This is a genomic window from Mycobacterium neumannii (assembly GCF_002245615.1).
Taxonomy (GTDB): Bacteria; Actinomycetota; Actinomycetes; order Mycobacteriales; family Mycobacteriaceae; genus Mycobacterium; species Mycobacterium neumannii_A.
Window position 1 is genome coordinate 255050 of record NZ_NKCO01000003.1, and the last position, 17575, is coordinate 272624.

The following is a 17575-nucleotide window of genomic DNA, read 5'->3' on the forward strand; positions in this document are numbered from 1 at the left end:
GGGCAAAACACCGGAGGCATACTTGTTTGATGCCCTCAGAAACTCCCGGCACCGAAGCCCGCCATCAGGCGGAGCCCGATATAAAGCCCCGCAGTCGCGACGTCACCGACGGCCTGGAGAAGGCCGCCGCCCGCGGGATGCTGCGCGCGGTCGGCATGGGCGACGACGACTGGGCCAAACCCCAGATCGGCGTCGGATCCTCGTGGAACGAGATCACGCCGTGCAACATGTCGCTGCAGCGACTCGCGCAGTCGGTCAAGGGTGGCGTGCACGCCGCCGGCGGCTTCCCGCTGGAGTTCGGCACCATCTCGGTGTCCGACGGAATCTCGATGGGCCACGAGGGCATGCATTTCTCCCTGGTGTCGCGCGAGGTGATCGCCGACAGCGTCGAGACCGTCGTGCAGGCCGAGCGCCTCGACGGCACCGTGCTGCTGGCCGGTTGCGACAAGTCGATCCCCGGCATGCTGATGGCAGCGGCGAGGTTGGATCTCGCGTCGGTGTTCTTCTACAACGGCTCGATCATGCCGGGCACGGCCAAGCTGACCGACGGGACCGAGAAGGAAGTCACGATCATCGACGCCTTCGAAGCGGTCGGGGCATGCGCGCGCGGGCTGATGTCGCGTGAGGACGTCGACATCATCGAGCGCGCCATCTGCCCGGGTGAAGGCGCCTGCGGCGGCATGTACACCGCCAACACCATGGCCTCAGCCGCCGAGGCTCTCGGAATGTCGTTGCCGGGCAGCGCCTCTCCGGTGGCCATCGACAAGCGCCGCGACGAGTTCGCCCGCCGCTCCGGTGAGGCCGTCGTCGAGATGCTGCGCCGCGGCATCACCGCCCGCGACATCCTGACCAAGGAGGCGTTCGAAAACGCGATCGCGGTGGTGATGGCGTTCGGCGGTTCGACCAACGCGGTGCTGCACCTGCTGGCGATCGCCAGCGAGGCCAACGTCAAGCTGACCCTGGAGGATTTCACCCGGGTCGGCCAGAAGGTGCCGCACCTGGCCGATGTGAAGCCGTTCGGCCGGCACGTGATGAAGCACGTCGACGAGATCGGCGGTGTGCCCGTCGTGATGCGCGCGCTGCTCGATGCCGGCCTGCTGCACGGCGATTGCCTGACGGTGACCGGTCAGACGATGGCCGAGAACCTGGCGCACATCGCTCCCCCGGACCCGGACGGCAAGGTGCTGCGGGCGATGAACAACCCGATCCACCCGACCGGCGGCATCACGATCCTCCACGGTTCGCTCGCACCGGAGGGGGCGGTGGTGAAATCGGCGGGATTCGACTCCGACGTGTTCGAGGGCACGGCAAGGGTTTTCGAGCGCGAGCGGGCGGCATTGGACGCGTTGGAAGACGGGACAATCACGCACGGCGATGTCGTCGTGATCCGGTACGAAGGCCCCAAGGGCGGGCCGGGGATGCGCGAGATGCTGGCGATCACCGGCGCGATCAAGGGCGCGGGCCTGGGCAAGGACGTGCTGCTGATGACCGACGGACGGTTCTCCGGCGGCACGACGGGCCTGTGTGTGGGCCATATCGCGCCGGAAGCCGTCGACGGTGGGCCGATCGCGTTCGTCCGCGACGGTGACCGCATCCGGCTCGACGTCGCCAACGGGACGCTCGACATCCTCGTCGATCCCACCGAGTTCGATTCCCGCAAGGCCGGTTTCGAGCCGCTGCCACCGCGCTACACCACCGGCGTGCTGGCCAAGTACACCAAGCTGGTCGGATCGGCGGCCGTCGGCGCGGTCTGCGGATAGCGCTGGCTGCTCGAGCGCGCTATCGAACGGCTCGAGGCGGCGGCGGATCGGTCGGCGTCAGCGCGATGGGCAGCCAGTACGTGCCGGGCCCCTGGCCCGGGCATCCTGGTGCGGGCACGGTGAATGTGCGCTCACCGGAGAAGCTGCCGTCGCCGTTGGGCTTGAGCCAGTCCGAACGCTGCGTCGTCACGGTGCCGCCGCTTCCGTCGGGATTGCAGTAGAAGGGGTAATCACCGGCGGACTCCCACCGGTCGCCGTTCCACCGGTATTCGAATTGCGCTGGCGCGTTGGGGTCTTGGGAGATTTCCGTCTCCCTCAACCAGCGGGAGAGGCAGCCGTTGACGTCGCAGTGCGTGGTGAACAGCCCGAGCTGGGTGGCCGGACCCGCCGAAGCCGGTGCACCGTTGAACGTCTGTCTCGCGTGATCGAGTAGAGCGTTGTAGTAGCCGTAGATCGGTACCGGCTCGGGGCGGTCGGCGTTGGCTAGAGGTGCCAGTGCCACTGCGCTGCAGCCGAGGCCCACGGCGACGGACAATGCTTTCGACTTCACCGGAGCTCCTTCGGCCGGAGCCCTCGGCGGACTGAGAACTCTAGGGGCTCTGGATAACACAGAGCAGCGTCGGATGTCGCCGAATCAGCGGGTTCGGCGCGCGAACGCCAGCCCGGCTATGCGCGGCAGGGCGATCGCACACACAGGAAGGTACGCGGTCGCCCACCACGGCACCCCGAACACGATTCGGGATCCGCCGTTTTCAGCAATCACCTCATGGCGCGTTGCGCCGACGCCTGCGACCTTCCACGCCCAGCAGCGCCCGGGGCGGAATTCGGTGACGGTGAAAGGCAGCGCCACACCGACCGGCGTGAACACCCTGCCTTGTGAGCCGAGGTGCATGGCGCCGCCCTCGTCCAGTTCGGCGCCCGACACGGTCGGACCCCACTTCGGCCACGTGTCGAGGTCGGTGATGACGTCCCACACGGCTTCGGGAGCAGCGTCGCTGAGTAATTCCACCGTCGGCATCCCGCGTCGGAATCCGAAGTCCATCTCTGGCTGATGCCCCGGTCGGTGGCGCGCTAAACGACTAGGTGGGCGGCGGATCGATGGGAGTCAGGGAGAAAGGCAGCCGGTGGGTGCCCGGACCTTCTCCCGGGCACCCGGCCCCCTCGATGAGGAGTGTCCGCTCCCCGAAGAAGCTGCCGTCCGGGTTGGGCATCAGGTAGTCCGAGCGGGTGGCTTTCACGGCGCTGCTCGGGTCGTGGCGATCGCACATGTAGGGATACTCACCGCTTGTCGACCAACGGTCGCCGGTCCACCGGTATTCGTAGAACTGCGGAGCGCCCGGGTTGCGGGCATGGTCGTCCTCGTTGTTCCAGCGCGCCACACACCCATCGACGTCGCAACGAGTCGTCAACTCGACGGGTACGTTGATCGGGGTCATCGGCGTCGGCCGACCGTTGAACGTTTGCTTCGAGAAGTCGATGAATACGTCGTAGAACCCGTAGAGCGGCGGCGGTTCGGCGCGGTCCGCGTGTGCGACCGGAGCCACGACCACGGCTGCGGCGGCAAAGACGGCTGCCGGCAAGGTTTTCGACATAAGACTGGGTAACACGTCGAGAAGATCAGTGCCCGGAGAATCGATCGAAAAGTTCGGGCAGGAATCCGGCGAGGTGGTTCATCTCCTGCGCGCAGTGCACCATCAAGTCGCGTGGATCCGGAAGCTGTCGCGCCGCAACCGGACGAATTACCCTGTCAGTCAATCGATTACCGCGCCGAACGCCGACATGCCTGCCTCCCATCCAGAACCGCGAACGCATCTCGGCGCCGTCCGGCGTCCCGCGGACCTGGTGCACCAGCCAGCCGACATCGACAGGAATGTCGCCCGATCCGAGCCGCGCGCAGATCGCCACACCGTCGCTCAGGTCGCCCAGCCCCAGTTCGGACGGCTGCACGAACCGGATCGCAGGCCGGGTGAAGGACGAGCCGAGGTACTCCTCCACTAGAGATGTCCGACCGACGTACCCGCCTTCGCCGCCGCCGTCGTCCCACCGGACGGACACGTGCGCGCGGGGATGCCACAGCTTGTAGCGGCGTGAGTCGTGGCCGTGCCACCCGAACCACCAGTCCCACATGGCCGGTGTGACCCCGGGCATGTCGGTGCGAACCGACACCTGAATGCCGCCGTCACGCAGAACCCCGTATCCGTTCTCGGTCTGCAGGTATCCGTCGACGCGCATCGCGACGAGATCGTCGAACGCCGGAAGTGTCGGCTCGGCCTGAGGGCCGTGCTCCAGTGCCTCGACGACATGTCGTGGAAGAGCCGACATCTCGGGGCTGTAGAACGCCGCGAACTCGACGCCGAGGTCATCATCGCGGTAACCGAGGTAGGACTTCATGTCACACCCTGCCCATCCAGCTGTGGAAGCGCCCGTCGGGGTCGTACTGCGCGCGCACGCGGTCGAGGCGGGCCATCGCGTCGTCGGTGGCGAATCGGGCCGGTCGCTGTCCGAGGTTCTCGTCAGCGAGTTGGATACCGGTGGCCAAATGCGCCATGGCCGCCATGTTCGAGCAGGCCCAGTCCGCGTAGCGCTCGTCGTCGGCGGCGTCGCGCCAAACCGTATACATTGCGAGGTAGATGTCGTCTTCGAGGCTGTACGCCATGTCCTGGCGGGCCGGCGAAGGGCCCCAGTTCAACCACAGGAAGTGCGACGGGTGCGGGGGCAGAGTGTCGATGATGCGGCGGATCCCGGGCAGCAGGTCGTCCGCGGATGCCGACGTCCACATGTTGTCGGCGGCGTAGCGGTAGCCGGTCGGATAGTTGCTCATCACCCCCTCGTACCAAGTCGCGAGGTCGGCGGGCGCGTATGGGACCGCGACGACGGCCCGGTCGCGCACCGGGCAGGTATCGAGCAGCGCCAACGCTTGCAACGCTTCGTCCTCCGAATCCGCGAACACCGGTGACGCCATGACGATCCCGGGCTGCTCGATTCCCGCGCCGGGCACGCTTTTCGACGCGACGATCTGCAACTCCACCCGTCGGTCGACGTCGGCGCTGATCGCCCTGGCCCACGTGAAGATCTCGTCAACCAACTCGATCGGATACACGTAAAGGCTGCTGCCGCAGATGGCAGGGCGCGCATACACCTTGAGGTGGAACGCGGTCACCACACCGAAGAATCCGGGCCCTGAACCTCGTGCCGCCCAGTACATCTCGGGGTGACTGTCCGGACTGCAGTGAATCCGCTCGCCGTCGGCGGTCACCACATCCAGTCCGATGACGCTTTCGCAAGCCGGTCCGAGAATGCGGCTGTTCCAGCCGTATCCGCCCTGCAGCAGGTATCCGCCGACGCACACGCCCTTGCAATGTCCGGCCGGGAAGAACAGGTTCTGTGCCTCCAGGTCCGCGGCCAGCAGGCTGCCGCCTTTTCCGGGCCCGACGACCGCGGTCATGCGCTCGGCGTCGATGGTGCAGTCGTCCAGGCGACTGACGTCGAGCAGCATGCCGCCGTCGCGCACGTGATTACCTGCCCAGCTGTGACCGCCCGAGCGGACGCCGACTTGGAGGTCGTGTGCGGCCGCATAGCGCAGCGCGGCGACGACGTCATCGACGTCTGCGGCTTGTACCACCACTTCGGGATAGCGGGCCGGGGTGCGCGCATTCCAGACGGTCGCGCACCGGGCAGTCTCGTATCCGTCGTCGGAGCGGGTGAAGGAGCGACCAGATGGGACTGGCATCGGGGACCTCCTTGGTCCATATACCGAATCTTTGTGAACCGGTATGCGGATCAATATAGTGAGGGCGTGACTCGTCCGGACCCAAATGAACGAACCGATGCGGGGCGGGAAGACGGCATTCAGGTGCTGCGCCGCGCAGCAGCCGCCCTGGACGAGATCGCGGCGGCGCCCGGCCGCCTGCGGCTGGTGGATCTAGGCGCTCAGCTGGGCCTGGCCAAGTCGACGGCGCGCCGACTGCTCGTCGGATTGGTGGAGGTCGGCTTCGCGGCGGTCGACGACCAGGGCCGGTTCTCGCTCGGGGATCGGCTGCTCGGCCTCGGAAGCGCCGACGTGGCGGGACTGGCAGCGTTGTTCCGCCCGACGCTCGAGCAGGTCGCGACGACCACCGAGGAGACAGTCGATCTGTCGGTGCTGCGGGGCGGCGAGATGTTGTTCATCGACCAGCTGGAGTCGGCGCATCGGCTGCGCGCGGTGTCGGCGGTCGGCATGCGCTTTCCGCTGGAGTCGACGGCCAACGGCAAGGCGGCGACGGCGCTGTTGAACGGGTCGACCGAGGTGGCGTTCGACCGTGACGAGCACACCGTCGGGATTTCGGCCGCCGGCGTGGCCGGGCGTACGGCCGGCGGACACGTCGTCGCCATCTCGGTGCCCGCGCCGACCGAACGGTTCGCGACCCACGAAAAGCGGATCGTCGCCGCGCTGACGGCGGCGGCCGCGACGGCGCCCTGGTCGAGATGACTATTCGACGATGCGGGCGACGGCGAAGCCGTCCCAGCCTTTGAGCCCGACGGTCTGTATCGCGGCGGTTTCCAGTTGCGGATGGTCGCCCATCATCTCGAGCATCTCGCGCACGGCGCGGGCCTGGGCGTCATCGGCTGCCGGCTCGAGTACGCGGCCGAAACGAGCGATGTTGTCCACCACGATGATTGAGCCTGGCTTGCCGAGTTTGATGGCCCACTCGACGTAGGCGACGTTGTTCTCCTTGTCGGCGTCGATGAAGGCCAGATCGAAGACGTCGCCGCGGTCGGCCAGCATCGGCAGTGTGTCGAGGGCTGCGCCGACGATGATCTCGATGCGATCCTGTACGCCCGCGCGGGCGAAGTTTTCCTTGGCGATGTCGGCGTGCTTGGGGTCGTATTCCAAGGTGACGACGTGGCCGTCCGGCCCGACGCCGCGGGCGAGGTTGATGGTGCTGTAGCCAGCAAGGGTGCCGATCTCCAGGACGCGGGTGGCCGAGGACAGCGACGCCAATAGATAGAGAAGCTTGCCGTGCTGACCGGACACCTCGATGGGCGGCATGCCTGCGGCGTTGCCGGACTCGCGCGCGGCGCGCAGGGCGTCGTCCTCGGTATGCAGGATGCGGTTGAAAAGCTCGTCGAGCGTCTTCGAGTCGGGGTCGGACATCTGCGGAACGATAGCGGAAGCGCTTCTGGGTGACGACGGGCGTAGTCGGGGTTTGCTGGTGGCGTGGGCGTGACCGATTGTCCGGCGACGGTTCGGGAAAGACGCGGCGCCGGTCGGTAACTCGTCACGCAAGGCAGGGACCCTTGAGGAAGGTGACGAGCATGGGAATCTGCATCAGAACGGGTGCTCGCGAGTGGTGAGAATTGGCGCGGTGGGTGGTGTTGGGGGTCGGGTAGCATTTGCCGGGTGACGCCTGAGGGGGCATGCCAACCGATCGGCGCGACGCTGATCCGTGCGCGGAATGACGATGACTGAGACGCTGCGAATCGATACCGACCTGGTGCTCGAAGCCGGTGGGCGGTTGCGTGCGGTCGCGGATGCCATCCCCGAGCCGCCGGCTTCGTTCAAGCCGGCGGGTGAAGATGCTTTGTCGACGGCGATCGCTGCCAAGGTGAATGAAGTGGTCGACCCGGCGATCGCGCAGCTGCCCGTCGCCAAGGCGGAGTTGGCGAAGTACGCGCAGAACGTCGTCAACGCTGCCAACACCTACGACGCGGTTGACCGGCAGATCGCCGAAGACATACGCAAGCGCGTCGAATCGATCAGTGATGCGACGGGGGCGAGCGGCGCGGTCGGCGGTGTGTCTGGTGCCGCCTTAGGGGCGAAGCCATCCTCGGACTCGACGCCTTCGGTCGGGGAGGGACCGGGGACGGCGCTGTGAGCTATCCGCCACCGCCCGGGGGTCCGCCACCGGGCAATCCCGGTCCGCCACAGGGCTATTCGGGGCCGTATGGTCGGACTCCGCAACAGCCGCCGTGGCAGCAGCAGTGGCCGGCGGGTCCGCCGCCGAAGAAGCGTGGCAACGCCTGGAAGTGGCTGCTCGGTGGTGTGGCGCTGTTAGCCGTCATCGGAGTCACTGTGGCAGTGACGATTTCGGCGACGTCGGACGGTGGAGGCAACAACGATCCGACACCGTCGGGCGAAACCTTCGGTCTAGCAAGCGCCGACGACACAGGCCCCGCAAATATCATCACCGAGGACCCGAGTTGTGCTGCTTGGGGACCGATCAACGACACGTTTGCCTCCGTCCAGAAAAGAGGTTGGAATAGACGTGATCCCTCCGTCCCGTCCACCCGATGGACCGCTGACGAACGCCAGCAACATCTAGAAGTGGCCGACGCGGCGCGCAAGGCCGCTGATCAAGCGGAACGACTCGCCGAGATAACACCGCATCGAGTACTACGCGAAAGTTATGAGCAATTCATCGCGTATGCCCGGGCGTACAGCGATGCAGTACCGTCGTATACGCCACTTGATGACCACCTTGCACGCGTCTTTACCTCGACGGGCGCCATGATTGTCTATCTTTGCGCAGCAGCGGACTACGGCTCCGCCGCTGCAAGAGCGCCGCTGATCGGAACTCCGGAGCCCCCGACGAAGCTGTCCCCACTTTCGCCGCCACGGGATTCTGAACGATTCATGCTCAATCCCGACCCAATCTGTTCCGACTGGGAGCGTGTTCTTAACCAGTTCAACGATGATACGAAGGCGTGGCAAGCCCTCGATTCATCTAAGGCCGCAAGCGATTGGACGCCACAGGAGCGTGCGACCGCCGATGCTGCCATCCCTACTATGGAGCGCTTTGCTGACCGCATCGAAGAGATAGGACGCACTAGCGTCAACCCGGTTGTCCAAGACTTCGCAACGCTCTCCGCACAATACCGGCGGGCTTATGCAGCGGCGTTGTCCTCTTACACGCCAGCGGATTCGTTCTTGACAAGCACCTCTCGGAATGCGGCGTCGGCGATCTACGAAGCTTGCGAATCGGCCGAGTCGTAAGGCATGGGAATTCCTCGACCATACGATCCGTATGACTTGACAGCGCCGCCGGCGTGGCCCGAAGTCGACGAGGATCTCCTTCGGACGAACGCAACCGCATTCGAATACGTCTCAAGTAGGGTTGGCGCGCAACTCACCGATGCCCACCGAGAACGATTGCAATTGTTCGGTGGCAGCGGCTTGTGGTCTGGTATCGCCGCCGACATCGCGTCAAGAACTCTTAATGACCGTATTTCGGCTCTCGAGTCAGCGAAGAGGAATCTGGACACCGCGGCGAAGATCTTGGGTGAAAGCGTTTCCGCGACGGTCAGCACCAAGAATGCAATAACTCATACCGTCGAAATCGCAAATGAGATTCTCGACTGGATTCGGACTAGGGAGGACATACCTGAAGACGCCAAGACTGCTGCGATCAATGAGGGAATCGCCGCTATCCGCAGCGAGAACATCTCGCTTATAGCGACCGCCGGAGCCGGCATTTCAGGCGCACCTTCAGCACTCAACTCCGATAGCTCGGACAGGGATGATCTACATCTGCTTCAGGGCATTGGTGCGGAACAGCAGCCGGCCTTTGTCCCCGCCAGCAATGTCGTGGACTCGCAGGGTCCCGCGAGCATCCCGAATTCGCCCGCGGGCGAACATGCCGTGGGTGGGGTTCAGACGGATGGTCTCAGTTCCAGCGAGCCTAGTGCGCCAGACGAACTACCGACAGCTATACCGTCACCCGCGCCGGACACCATTGCAGTCAATGACGTCGCACCTTCAGCTCCGTCTCAAAACCCGACTGCAATCTCGACTGACTTAGAGATGGGCGCGGGGAGCGCAGGTCCGCCAGAACCCGTCATCCCCGGAATCCCCGCCGCCCCAACGGGTCCCGTGGCACCCGCACCTCCGCGCATCAGCGCTCCAACCAGCCCGCTATCGAGCGCCGGTTCGTCGACACCGTCGGTCCCAGCCACACCGTCTGCGCCCACCTCGCCAAGCACGCCGAGCACAGTCAATCCCGCAGCCGCCTCACCGACTCAGACGCCAATGGCCGACTTCCAATCGACCATGGCCGAATCGGCCACCAAAGCTGTTGCTCAGGCACCGATTCCGCCACCGCAATCCGCGCCGATTGCCGCATCGGCCATGCAGCCGTCCAATCTTCCCCCAGTTTCGGACACGCCGCCCACAACGCCATCCCAGACCACAGCCCCGCCCACCGCCGGCCCGACGACCGGCCAAGCGCCCGTCGCGCCGCTTCCCGCACCGGGCGGAGCGCCCACTCCACCCGTACCGCTGGGCCCGCCACCTACGCCGTCACCGGCCGCGCCCATCGCCCCAGCCGCCAACGTCGTCCCCGGCATCCCGCCGAGCACAGCCGCACCTGGCGCCGGCACGGTGGGCGCCCCTGCGCCCGTTCCGGTTTCGGCCGCGCGTGCTCAACGTGAGGCGATCGCGGCCGCCACCCTCCGCGGGCCATCCGGCAGCGATCCCGCTCAACTCGCCCAACGAATCGCGGCTGCCCTGAACGTCGGCCTCACCGACATGGGGTTCTACTGGGTCACCGGCCTCGCCAAAGACGGGACCATTGTCGTCGCCAATAACTATGGCCTCGGCTACATCCCCGAGGATGTCAAACTGCCCGACCGCGTCAAGATGGCCACTGCCGACGAAGGGATCCCCGCTCATGTTCGCGGATCATGGGCAACGTATCCGATCCTCGCACTTCATGGTTGGGCACAGCACCACAACACCGAACTCCGCGCCGTCATCGCCACCGAGGACCAGTTCAAGGGCTTCGACCCCGGCGCACCCCGAATCGTCCTGCGTCCCGACGATATCCCCGAGAAAGGCCGGATGGATGGCCGTCATCGCCTCCAGGTGATATCCCCCGATGCAGCAACTAAGTTGGCCGCTATCACGCCCACCGGCCTCTCCGAGGTGCTGCCTCCACCGCCCACCGACGCCACTCCCCCAGAGGACCGCCGCGCCCTGCTGTGGTTCGAGGTCTTCCGTCCCTTGCTCAGCAACTCACCAGACCGCGCCCCGGTCCAGTTGCAGTGCTTCGTCACCTATGCCGACCACGCCCAGGAACTGGCGCTACACCGAGCACATACCGCGACCGATGCCGCCGACCAGCGCGCCGCCATCGCCGACTGGATCTACTGGCAGCACCTGAGCGTCCTCATGCAGGACGCGATCGCCACCGACGCCACCGTCTAACACCCGCGCCCCGTTCAAGCGCTAAGCCGAAGTTTGGCACTCACTCGAATGGGCACGCCACCCTCAGACCACGAGGAGTCGCCCATGCGAGCAGTCACCTGGCAGGGTCGTCGGAAAGTGTCCGTCGACAACGTGCCCGATCCCGCGATCAAGGAACCCACCGACGCGATCATCCGAGTCACCAGCACCAACATCTGCGGCTCGGACCTTCACCTCTACGAGGTGCTCGGCGCCTTCATGAACCCCGGCGACATCCTGGGCCACGAAGCGATGGGCGTCGTCGAGGAGGTCGGGCGCCAGGTCGACGGTCTGCAGCCCGGCGACCGCGTCGTGATCCCGTTCAACATCTCCTGCGGCCACTGCTTCATGTGCGGCCAGGGCCTTCAGAGCCAGTGCGAAACCACCCAGAACCGCGACCAAGGGACGGGCGCCGCGCTTTTCGGCTACTCCAAGCTCTACGGCGAGGTCGCCGGCGGGCAGGCCGAGTACCTGCGCGTCCCGCAGGCGCAGTACACCCACATCAAGGTCCCCAACGACGGCCCCGACGACCGCTACGTCTACCTCTCCGACGTGCTGCCCACGGCATGGCAGGCTGTCGAGTACGCCGCGGTACCCGACGGCGGCACCCTGGTCGTCCTCGGCCTGGGTCCGATCGGCTCGATGGCCTGCCGTATCGCCGCACACCGCAAGGGCTGCAAGGTCATCGGCATCGACCTGGTCGACGAGCGGCTTTCCCGCGCTCGCGCCTACTGCGATGAGCTGATCGACCTTCGCACCGACGACGCCGACGAGGTCGTCAAAAGCCACACCGAGGGTCGCGGCGCCGACTCGGTCATCGACGCCGTCGGCATGGAGGCGCACGGATCTCCCGTCGCCGAAACCATGCAGACCGCCAGCGGCTTCCTGCCCTCACCCATCGGCCGCGTCGTGATGAAGAACGCCGGCGTCGATCGGCTCGCCGCTTTGAACTCCGCGATCGCCCTCGTCCGCCGCGGCGGGACGATCTCGCTGTCCGGCGTCTACGGCGGCGCCGCCGACCCGATCAACATGATGACCCTGTTCGACAAGCAGATCCAGCTGCGGATGGGCCAGGCCAACGTCAAAAAGTGGGTGCCCGACATCATGCCGTTGCTGACCGCAGAGGATCCGCTGGGCGTCGAGCAGTTCGCCACCCACCGGCTTCCGCTCGAGGACGCCCCCGGCGCGTACGAAACCTTCCAGAAGAAGGAAGACGGCATGGTCAAGACCATTCTGAAGCCCTGATGCCGATGGATCAGTCCGAGGCCCCTCGCTGCAGGACCACCGCCGTCGCAACCGCTACGGCCACCCCGACACAACGCTTGAGACAATTCATGTTGTCGCTACCTGATACCCCTGGTTTCGGTATCGCGGGTTCTGGCAACATTACCGACGAGTAAGGAGTATCTCCGACTTCGGGCAGGTGGGCATATGACGAGTACTTGGAAAGCCTCAGAGATCTCGGTACTGGCGCAGAGCGAGGGCGGCGGCACCGCCATCCACGAGATCATCCTTTTGTCGATCGTCGCCGCTGTGGTCGCGGCGTTGATGTTGTGGATCGGCTGGATGCACCGCACGCACAAGATCGACTGGCTGGCCCGCCTCGGCGACTGGTCCGGTCGCCGCTTCAAGCGCCCGTCGTGGGTCGCCCTGCCGATCGCGATCTTCACCGCGTCGATCATCTGCGCACTGTTCGGATTCATCTGGGACGTCAGCCTGCACATCGGCAACGGCCGCGACGACGGCGCGCTCGCCAACCCCGCTCATTACTTCATCCTCATCGGCCTGTTCGGCATATTCCTCGCCGGCTGCACGGCGATGGTGCTGCCCCGCGGCGAGGAAGAGCGGCCCGGGCCGGCCGCGGTGCGCATCACCGACCACTGGTACGCCCCGGTCGGCGGCATCGTCATGGCCGGGTGTGGTGTCTACGCGCTGCTCGGATTCCCCCTCGACGACATCTGGCATCGCATCTTCGGCCAGGACGTCACGCTCTGGGGCCCCACCCACCTGATGATGATCGGTGGCGCAGGCTTTTCCACGTTGGCGGCGGCCTACCTCGAACTCGAGGGCAAACGGGTCCGAACGCCTGACACGCCGCCCGACGGTATCGGCCTGAAGTTCATCCAGTACCTGGCGTTCGCCGGCGTGCTTATCGGCATGTCCGTCTACCAGATCGAGTTCGACTTCGGCGTCCCGCAGTTCCGCCAGGTCTTCCAGCCCATGCTGATCGCCGCGGCCGCCGCGCTCGCGTTGGTTGCCGCGCGCTTCTTCCTCGGCCGCGGTGCGGCGCTCATCGCCGCCGTCATCGCCATCGGTCTGCGCGGGATCGTGGCGTTCCTCGTCGGTCCCGTACTCGACGCCCCGATCAACTGGTTCCCCCTCTATCTCGGCGCGGCCGTCGTCGTCGAACTTCTCGGCCTGACCCCGCTGATCAAGCGTCCGGTGCTCTTCGGTGCGCTGGCCGGGCTCGGTGTCGGCACCGTCGGTCTGTGGCTGGAATCGCTGTGGATCAACGCCGTCTACCACCTGCCGTGGCACACCAGCATCTGGCCCGAGGCGTTGGCGATGACCGTACCCGTCGCCATCCTGACCGGCGCCTGCGGCGCGCTGATCGGCATGGTGTTGACCGAACAACGACTCCCGCGGCGGGCGCTGAGTGTCGGCCTGGTCGTGTTGACCGTGCTTGCGATCGGTGGCGCCACAGCCAACGGCCTCCGCTACAACGTTCCCGAGAACGCCAACGCCACCATCGTCTTGACCGAAGCTCCCGGTGACGACGATGCGCGGTTCGTCACAGCCGACGTGCAACTCACGCCCGCCAACCTGTTGAGTGAGGATCCGAACTGGGTGTCGGTGCTCGGGTGGCAGGGCGGCCTACCCAACGAGCGAGGCATGTTCATCGACAACCTCGAGCAGGTCGGGCCGGGCCACTACCGGTCCACCGAGCCGATGCCGGCCTCCGGCACGTGGAAGACGCTGCTGCGCGTCCACGACGGCCGGATGCTGGCGGCGGTGCCGATCTACCTGGCCGGCGATCCCGCCATCGGCGCCGAGGAAGTGCCCGCCGAACCCAACATGACGCGTCCGTTCGTCTCGGAGATCACGATCCTGCAGCGCGAACGCAGCCCGGACATCCCCCAGTCGCTGTGGCTGATCGGATGCCTGATCGTGCTCGCGTGCTCGCTTGCCATGGTCGCCGGTGTCACCTGGGGTGGCGGCCGGATCAACCGGAGCGAGCCCAGCGGAAGTGAGGCCGAATTACAACCCAGCGCGCAGTCATGACGGGCGCGCCGGACAGCGCAGATGTCGTGATCCTCGCCGACCACCCGGTGTGGATCGCGGTGCCCGCCTTCGCCCCGGCGATCATCGTCGCCGGGGTAGTGGTCTACATAGCAGTGAAGAACCGTCGAAAACGAGAAGTCGAATCCAGCGGGGAAAACACAACGTGAAACCGACACTCATCCGTTCCAGCGCGGTCTGCATCGCTGCGACACTTCTCGTCGCCGGATGCGGTGGCTCGCGCGATTCCGAACCGGAAGCGAGTCGTCCCGCCCAGTCGACCGTCGGCGCCGCCGACATGCCGGATCAACAGCGCCCACCCGATCGCCTGACCATCGACATCACGATCGAGAACGGCAACGTCGACCCCACCAACGCACAGATTCAAGGCAAGGTCGGTGAGCCGATCGTGCTGCGGGTCAACAGCGACGCGGCCGACGAGCTGCATGTGCATTCGGTGCCCGAGCACACTTTCAAGGTGGATCCCACACCTGGCCAACAGTTCCAGTTCACGGTCGACGTGCCCGGCAACGTCGAGATCGAACTGCACGACCTGAATCGCGTCATCGCGACCGTTCAAGTTCAGCAGTGATGTCGGGGCCGTCGGTCTCCGTACTGGCGCACGGTCTCGGCGGTTCGACGGATCTGCCGATTCCGTTCACCTACGCGGTGGTCGGGGCCGCATGGGCGTTGACGTTCACCTTCGCGGTGGTGGCGCTCGCCTGGAAGAAGCCCAAGTTCGATCCGGCCAATTCCGTTCGCCCCTCGCCTCGCTGGGTGACGGCGGTGGTCGATGCGCCCGTGACCCGTTGGGCCCTGGCGCTCGGCGGGTTGGGTCTCGCGGTGTGGGTCGGTGTCGCCGCGGTCCTCGGTCCCCAAGACGCGAAGAATCCGCTACCCGGTGTGTTCTACGTGCTGCTGTGGGTGGGCCTGGTGGCGGTGTCGCTGATCATCGGGCCGGTGTGGCGGGCGATATCGCCGGTGCGGGCAGTTCTTCGGTTGTTGGGCGGGCGGTCGCTGCGCCTGACGTACCCCGCGTGGCTGGGATACTGGCCCGCGGCCTTCGGACTGTTCGCGTTCGTCTGGCTGGAGTTGGCCAGTCCTGATCCGGGTTCGCTTGACGCCATCCGCATTTGGCTGCTGATCTACCTCGTGGTCACGCTGGTCGGTGCGCTGGTGTGCGGTGAGCGTTGGTGTACGCGGGCCGACCCGTTCGAGATGTACAGCGTGGTGGCCTCGCGGCTCTCGCCGTTTCGCCGGGACCCCGACACGGGCCGCGTGGCGATCGGCAATCCGTTCGACCATCTCCCGTCGCTTCCGGTGCGTCCGGGCCTCGTGGTGGTCATGGCGGTGCTCTTGGGGTCGACTGCGTTCGACAGCTTTTCGGCGATGCCCGAATGGCGGAACTTCGTCGACGACCATTCTTCGTCGACGCTGACCGCCACCCTGATCAAGACCGCCGGCTTGGCGACGTTCGCAGCTGTCGTCGCGGCGACCTTCTGGCTCGCTTCGATCGCGACAGGCGGCGTGGACCGCGACCGGCGCCGCCGGTTGCCGGGGTTGATGGCGCACTCGCTGATCCCGATCGTCATCGGCTACGTGTTCGCCCACTACCTGACCTATCTGGTCGAACGCGGTCAGCAGACGATCATCCTGCTGGCCGACCCGCTGGCACGTGGGTGGAACCTGTTGTGGCTGCAGGACGCAGAGGTCAGCTACTTCTTGTCGCAACACCCTGCGGTGCTGGCGACGCTGAAGGTCGGCTTCGTCCTGGCCGGGCATGTCGCCGGTGTGGTCGCCGCGCACGACCGCGCGCTGCGCCTGCTGCCGTCGGCCCATCAGCTGACCGGGCAGCTGGCGATGATGCTGGTCATGGTCGGCTACACATTCACCGGGCTCTACCTGCTGTTCGGCGGGTAGCGTCGGGAGGCATGAAGGCGCTCATCATCGTCGACGTGCAGAACGACTTCTGCGAGGGCGGCTCGCTGGCCGTCAGCGGCGGCACCGACGTCGCCCGCAACATCAGCCAGTTGCTCGCCGACCAGACCGAATACGCACATGTGGTGGCCACCAAGGACTTTCACATCGACCCCGGCGACCACTTCTCCGACAACCCCGACTTCGTGACGTCCTGGCCGCGGCACTGCGTGGTCGGTACCACCGGTGCCGACTTTCATCCGCAGTTCCGGCCCGATGCGGTCGAGGCGGTCTTCACCAAGGGCGAGTACTCGGCCGCCTACAGCGGCTTCGAGGGCAGCGACGAGGCCGGCACGACGCTGGCCGACTGGTTACGTGAACGCGGAGTCGACCAGATCGACGTGGTCGGCATCGCGACCGACCACTGCGTGCGGGCGACGGCGGCCGACGCGGTAGCCAATGGGTTCACCACACGCGTCCTGCTCGACCTGACCGCCGGGGTCACCGCCGAGTCGACCGCCAAGGCCGTCGAAGACCTGCGCGCGGTGGGCGTCGAGATCGTCTAGTCGCCGGCTGTCGGGTCGACCGGCTTACCCGTCCACGACGGCGCCCGGCCCTCCAGGAACGCCCGCACGCCTTCCTTGGCGTCGTCGTGTCCCATCAGCTGCAGGTGGATCTGCGTCTCGCGGGCGCCGACTTCGGACCGATCGAGGTCGTACGCGTCCCACAGCAGCCGCTTGCTGGCCGCCACCGACATCGGCGCGGTGTTGACGGCGATGTCGCGGGCGAGGTCCAACGCGGCGGGCAGCACCTCGTCGGCGGGCAGTACCCGGCTGCCCAACCCGAGCTGCACCGCCCTCGTCCCGTCGAAAGTGGCTCCGCTCAGCAGTATTTCGGCCGCGTTGGCGACACCGACCAGGCGCGGAAGGATCCAGTGGGAATAGGCGTCACCGACCACTCCGCGCCGCACCTGCACGACGCCGTAGCGGCCCCCGGCGGCGAAGAACCGGATGTCGCACTGCAGCGCCAGCGTCAGCCCCAACCCGATCGCGTGCCCGTTGACCGCTGCAATGACCGGCTTGGGCAGCGTCCACGCGGGCACATCGATACCGGCCGCGCTGAAGCCCGAGCCCGGGGCGGCGAAGGTGGCTTCGCCGGCGGCCAGGTCGGCGCCTGCACAGAACGCAGGCGGGGTTCCGGTCAGCACGATCACCCGCACCGCGTCGTCGCCGCCGAGCCGCCGGTAGGCGTCGGCGAGTTCGTCGCGCATGCCGTCGCCGACGGCGTTGCGCTGCCGCGGCCGGTTCAGCGTGATGGTCGCCACCCCGTCCTCGACGCCGGTCAGCAGCGTGCGGTAACCGGGCAGGTCGGGGCGGGCGGGCACGCGTTTCTCCTGGCTGGTGTGATGTTGGTGCGTAGT

The 17575-nt window shown here is 66.4% G+C and carries 18 protein-coding genes; 11 read left to right on the plus strand and 7 right to left on the minus strand.

Annotated features, from left to right (window positions below; genetic code table 11):
- The first annotated feature begins 29 nt into the window (after positions 1-29).
- Entirely contained in the window at positions 30-1760 is a 1731-nt protein-coding gene (ilvD, locus tag CEX88_RS05775) for a dihydroxy-acid dehydratase (RefSeq protein WP_068192508.1), read from the plus strand.
- A gap of 19 nt (positions 1761-1779) precedes the next feature.
- Here the strand turns inward: ilvD and CEX88_RS05780 are convergent, their stop codons facing one another.
- The 5 genes from CEX88_RS05780 to CEX88_RS05800 all read right to left on the minus strand — a co-directional run bounded on the left by CEX88_RS05780 (position 1780) and on the right by CEX88_RS05800 (position 5490).
- Positions 1780-2310, minus strand: a complete 531-nt coding sequence (locus tag CEX88_RS05780; protein ID WP_476638865.1) for an MBOE_33420 family protein — start codon at positions 2308-2310, stop codon at positions 1780-1782.
- An 84-nt stretch (positions 2311-2394) separates the two neighbouring features.
- Positions 2395-2802: an SRPBCC family protein gene (locus CEX88_RS05785; RefSeq protein WP_094292722.1), complete on the minus strand. Its 408-nt coding sequence runs from the start codon at positions 2800-2802 to the stop codon at positions 2395-2397.
- Positions 2803-2839: 37 nt separating this feature from the next.
- Entirely contained in the window at positions 2840-3352 is a 513-nt protein-coding gene (locus tag CEX88_RS05790; RefSeq protein ID WP_094292723.1) for an MBOE_33420 family protein, read from the minus strand.
- Positions 3353-3377: 25 nt separating this feature from the next.
- On the minus strand, positions 3378-4151 hold the full coding sequence (locus CEX88_RS05795) for a DAPG hydrolase family protein (protein ID WP_094292724.1): 774 nt from the start codon (positions 4149-4151) through the stop codon (positions 3378-3380).
- A 1-nt stretch (position 4152) separates the two neighbouring features.
- The gene (locus CEX88_RS05800; RefSeq protein ID WP_094292725.1) at positions 4153-5490 is read right to left on the minus strand and encodes an FAD-binding oxidoreductase; all 1338 of its coding nucleotides are present in this window, start codon (positions 5488-5490) and stop codon (positions 4153-4155) included.
- Between the two features lie 66 nt (positions 5491-5556).
- Here CEX88_RS05800 and CEX88_RS05805 point away from each other — a divergent pair, with 66 nt between their 5' ends.
- On the plus strand, positions 5557-6228 hold the full coding sequence (locus tag CEX88_RS05805; RefSeq protein ID WP_238381960.1) for an IclR family transcriptional regulator: 672 nt from the start codon (positions 5557-5559) through the stop codon (positions 6226-6228).
- Here CEX88_RS05805 and CEX88_RS05810 read toward each other — a convergent pair whose 3' ends face one another.
- Positions 6229-6894 (minus strand): O-methyltransferase, encoded by a 666-nt coding sequence (locus CEX88_RS05810; protein ID WP_066848237.1) that lies wholly within the window; start codon positions 6892-6894, stop codon positions 6229-6231. It abuts the gene before it with no gap.
- A gap of 292 nt (positions 6895-7186) precedes the next feature.
- On the opposite strand from CEX88_RS05810, the gene CEX88_RS05815 reads away from it, so the two are divergent.
- The 9 genes from CEX88_RS05815 (at position 7187) to CEX88_RS05850 (ending at position 16721) form a co-directional block, all read left to right on the plus strand.
- The gene (locus CEX88_RS05815; RefSeq protein ID WP_420799191.1) at positions 7187-7615 is read left to right on the plus strand and encodes a hypothetical protein; all 429 of its coding nucleotides are present in this window, start codon (positions 7187-7189) and stop codon (positions 7613-7615) included.
- A 197-nt stretch (positions 7616-7812) separates the two neighbouring features.
- Complete coding sequence (locus CEX88_RS05820) at positions 7813-8733, plus strand: hypothetical protein (RefSeq protein WP_238381961.1); 921 nt, start codon at positions 7813-7815, stop codon at positions 8731-8733.
- A 1032-nt stretch (positions 8734-9765) separates the two neighbouring features.
- Positions 9766-10941: a secretion protein EccK gene (locus CEX88_RS05825; RefSeq protein ID WP_238381962.1), complete on the plus strand. Its 1176-nt coding sequence runs from the start codon at positions 9766-9768 to the stop codon at positions 10939-10941.
- Positions 10942-11025: 84 nt separating this feature from the next.
- Positions 11026-12204: a zinc-dependent alcohol dehydrogenase gene (locus tag CEX88_RS05830; protein ID WP_066848247.1), complete on the plus strand. Its 1179-nt coding sequence runs from the start codon at positions 11026-11028 to the stop codon at positions 12202-12204.
- A 186-nt stretch (positions 12205-12390) separates the two neighbouring features.
- Positions 12391-14241 carry a hypothetical protein gene (locus CEX88_RS05835; RefSeq protein WP_094292727.1) on the plus strand — a complete coding sequence of 617 codons (1851 nt, stop codon included), beginning with the start codon at positions 12391-12393 and terminating at the stop codon, positions 14239-14241.
- A complete protein-coding gene (locus CEX88_RS26015) occupies positions 14238-14408 on the plus strand; it encodes a hypothetical protein (RefSeq protein WP_202931381.1) in 171 nt (56 codons plus the stop codon). The genes CEX88_RS05835 and CEX88_RS26015 overlap by 4 nt, the downstream gene beginning before the upstream one ends.
- Positions 14405-14830: a hypothetical protein gene (locus CEX88_RS05840; protein ID WP_094292728.1), complete on the plus strand. Its 426-nt coding sequence runs from the start codon at positions 14405-14407 to the stop codon at positions 14828-14830. Before CEX88_RS26015 ends, CEX88_RS05840 begins: the two co-directional genes overlap by 4 nt.
- The gene (locus tag CEX88_RS05845) at positions 14830-16158 is read left to right on the plus strand and encodes a hypothetical protein (RefSeq protein ID WP_094292729.1); all 1329 of its coding nucleotides are present in this window, start codon (positions 14830-14832) and stop codon (positions 16156-16158) included. Before CEX88_RS05840 ends, CEX88_RS05845 begins: the two co-directional genes overlap by 1 nt.
- Positions 16159-16169: 11 nt before the next feature.
- Positions 16170-16721: a nicotinamidase gene (locus tag CEX88_RS05850; RefSeq protein ID WP_094292730.1), complete on the plus strand. Its 552-nt coding sequence runs from the start codon at positions 16170-16172 to the stop codon at positions 16719-16721.
- On the opposite strand, the gene CEX88_RS05855 is transcribed toward CEX88_RS05850, so the two are convergent.
- On the minus strand, positions 16718-17539 hold the full coding sequence (locus CEX88_RS05855) for an enoyl-CoA hydratase/isomerase family protein (RefSeq protein WP_082962284.1): 822 nt from the start codon (positions 17537-17539) through the stop codon (positions 16718-16720). The two genes, CEX88_RS05850 and CEX88_RS05855, sit on opposite strands and share 4 nt — an antisense overlap.
- Positions 17540-17575: the final 36 nt, after the last annotated feature.